This is a genomic window from Aquabacterium sp. UBA2148, assembly GCF_002328915.1.
GTDB classification, from domain to species: Bacteria; Pseudomonadota; Gammaproteobacteria; order Burkholderiales; family Burkholderiaceae_C; genus Aquabacterium; species Aquabacterium parvum.
Genome location: NZ_DCXA01000055.1, coordinates 18,278 through 20,990, shown reverse-complemented (window position 1 = coordinate 20,990; position 2,713 = coordinate 18,278). Strand labels below are relative to the sequence as shown.

At 63.5% G+C, this 2,713-nt stretch carries 3 protein-coding genes; all 3 read right to left on the bottom strand.

Annotated elements, in window-relative coordinates; all coding sequences use genetic code 11:
• Positions 1 to 764: 764 nt before the first annotated feature.
• The gene (fabF, locus tag B2W70_RS03105; RefSeq protein WP_286742747.1) at positions 765 to 2,009 is read right to left on the bottom strand and encodes a beta-ketoacyl-ACP synthase II; all 1,245 of its coding nucleotides are present in this window, start codon (positions 2,007 to 2,009) and stop codon (positions 765 to 767) included.
• Positions 2,010 to 2,098: 89 nt separating this feature from the next.
• Entirely contained in the window at positions 2,099 to 2,338 is a 240-nt protein-coding gene (gene acpP / locus B2W70_RS03100; protein ID WP_058086216.1) for an acyl carrier protein, read from the bottom strand.
• 110 nt (positions 2,339 to 2,448) lie between these two features.
• Positions 2,449 to 2,713, bottom strand: a 265-nt coding sequence (locus tag B2W70_RS03095; protein ID WP_286742745.1) for an SDR family oxidoreductase, incomplete at its 5' end; no start/stop codon positions are given.

Below are 2,713 nucleotides of genomic sequence, written 5' to 3'. Positions count from 1 at the left end.
CGCGCCTGCAGAGCGAGGCGACTGACGCGCAAGGCGCGCCGGCTTGGAAGACCGGCTCATGCGGGCGGAATCGGTGTTGGCAACATGCCGCGATGATGCCACCAACCCCGCAGGGGGCGAAACCAAAGCACCTTGCGACAACACGCGGGCATCGCTGCCAGGCAAGGTCATCGCCGGAGGCAGGCACAACAAGGTGCGCAGGCGATGCACGTCTCCACGAGGACCAGGCTGCGGGCCACGATGGTCTTGCAGCCAGACCCAGGCCTGGCGAGAGCTTGACTCCCAGGGCCTGAGCCTCAAGAGCATGACGCGCTGCCAGTCCCACACCAGGCTGACGTCAACGGGTTGTGCGCCCCACTCGTCAACGCGCCAACCACCAGATGGCTCACCAGAACGCAAATTGGCCACAGGACCCGTCCAGCGCAACGTCAAGGGCAGGCCAGGCGTGAGCCAACCCCGCCCCAGGCGCCACGCGTGAAGCAAACCCACCGCACAAAGGGGCACCGCCAGCACGGAGGCCAGGGTCACATCACGATGCCGCCAGGACTCCAGCCAGGTTGCCCCGCACCAGGCGAGCAGCGCCAGGGTGCTGGCCATCAACAAGGCCAGACCGAGGCGACGCAGCCAGGGAACATCACCAGCGCCAAGCGAAAGACGCCAGGACGCAGGCCTCAGCAAGGGAGCCAGAACGGACATGGATGAGGCAGGATTTCAGCGGGGAAAACCTGCACCTCCCGCTGTCAGTTCAATGGGGACGTGGTGAATCAGACGCGCTTGAAGACCAGCGAGCCGTTGGTGCCACCGAAGCCGAAGTTGTTCTTCACGGCCACGTCGATCTTCATCTCACGCGCGGTGTTGGCGCAGTAGTCCAGGTCGCATTCCGGGTCCTGGTTGAAGATGTTGATGGTCGGCGGCGAGACCTGGTGGTGCACAGCCAGCGCCGTGAACACCGACTCGATGCCACCAGCGCCACCCAGCAGGTGACCCGTCATGGACTTGGTCGAGTTCACCACCAGTTGCTTGGCGTGGTCACCAAAAGCCTGCTTGATGGCGTTGGTTTCGTTGACGTCGCCCAGCGGGGTCGAGGTGCCGTGCGCGTTCAGGTACTGAACCTGATCGGGGTTGATGCCAGCGTTGCGCAGGGCGTTCATCATCGAGCGCTGCGGGCCGTAAACGTCCGGCGCGGTCATGTGATAAGCGTCACCGCTCATGCCGAAGCCGGCGAGTTCTGCGTAAATCCTGGCGCCACGGGCGACCGCGCTGTCGTAGGACTCGATGACCATGACGCCAGCGCCCTCGCCCAGCACGAAACCATCGCGGTCCTTGTCAAAGGGGCGCGAGGCCGTGGCCGGGTCGTCGTTGCGGGTCGACAGCGCACGAGAGGCCGCGAAACCGCCGATGCCCAGCGGGCTGACCGTGGACTCGGCACCACCGGCAACCATGATGTCGGCGTCACCGGCCTCGATGAGGCGAGCGGCCAGGCCGATGGCATGCAGGCCCGTGGTACAGGCCGTCACGACGCCCAGGTTGGGGCCGCGAAAACCGTGGTGAATGGAGACGTGACCGCTGATCATGTTGATGATCGATGCGGGCACGAAGAAGGGAGAAATGCGGCGCGGGCCGCGTTCCTTGTAATCGGTGTGGGTCTGCTCGATCATGGGCAGACCGCCGATGCCGGAGCCCACCAGCACGCCGATGCGTTCGGCAAGTTCAGGGCTCAGGGCTTCACCGGTGGGCAGACCGGCATCCTTGACGGCCTGCATGCTTGCAGCGAGGCCGAAGTGGATGAAACGGTCCATGTGACGGGCTTCTTTGGCGGGGATGTAATCCTCGATGTTGAAGCCCTTGACTTCGCCTGCGAACTGACAGGCGAACGCCGAAGCGTCGAACTGGGTGATGGTCTGGATGCCACAGCGGCCTGCGAGCAGGGCCGACCAGGAGTCCTGGACCTGATTGCCAAGGGGGGTCACCAGGCCGAGGCCGGTGATGACGACGCGACGACGGGTCATGCTTGTCAGTGCTGAAAGTTGAAATCCGAGAGAGGGGCAAGGCCCAACGGGTCCGTCAAAGACCCGGGCCTTGGCTCACCGCAGTTCGATCAGGCCTTGACGTGGTTCTTGGCGTAGTCGATCGCCAGTTGCACGGTGGTGATCTTTTCTGCTTCTTCGTCGGGGATCTCGATGCCGAACTCGTCTTCGAGGGCCATCACCAGCTCAACGGTGTCCAGCGAGTCGGCGCCCAGGTCGGCCACGAAAGCCTTCTCGGGGCTGACTTCAGACTCGGCCACACCGAGTTGCTCTGCAATGATCTTCTTGACGCGTGCTTCGATATCGCTCATGACTCCTCCGGGAGGGGTTGCAAACAAACCAGGGATTTTACCGGCTCAGCATGTCATTACGCTGACCGGCTCGAAAAATCGAATTTGAGATATCCCAGGAAAATCTCAAATCAATTCATGTACATGCCGCCGTTGACGTGCAACTCGACGCCAGTGATGTAACCAGCCTGAGGCGATGCCAGGAAGGCAACGGCCTCGGCGATGTCCTCGGGCTGCCCCAGGCGACCCAGCGGAATCTGGGACTTCAAGGCCGATTGCTGCTCTTCGGTGAGCGCGCGGGTCATGTCGGTGTCGATGAAACCGGGGGCCACGCAGTTGACGGTCACGCCACGGCTGCCGAGCTCGCGCGCCAGGGCGCGGGTCATGCCGGCCACG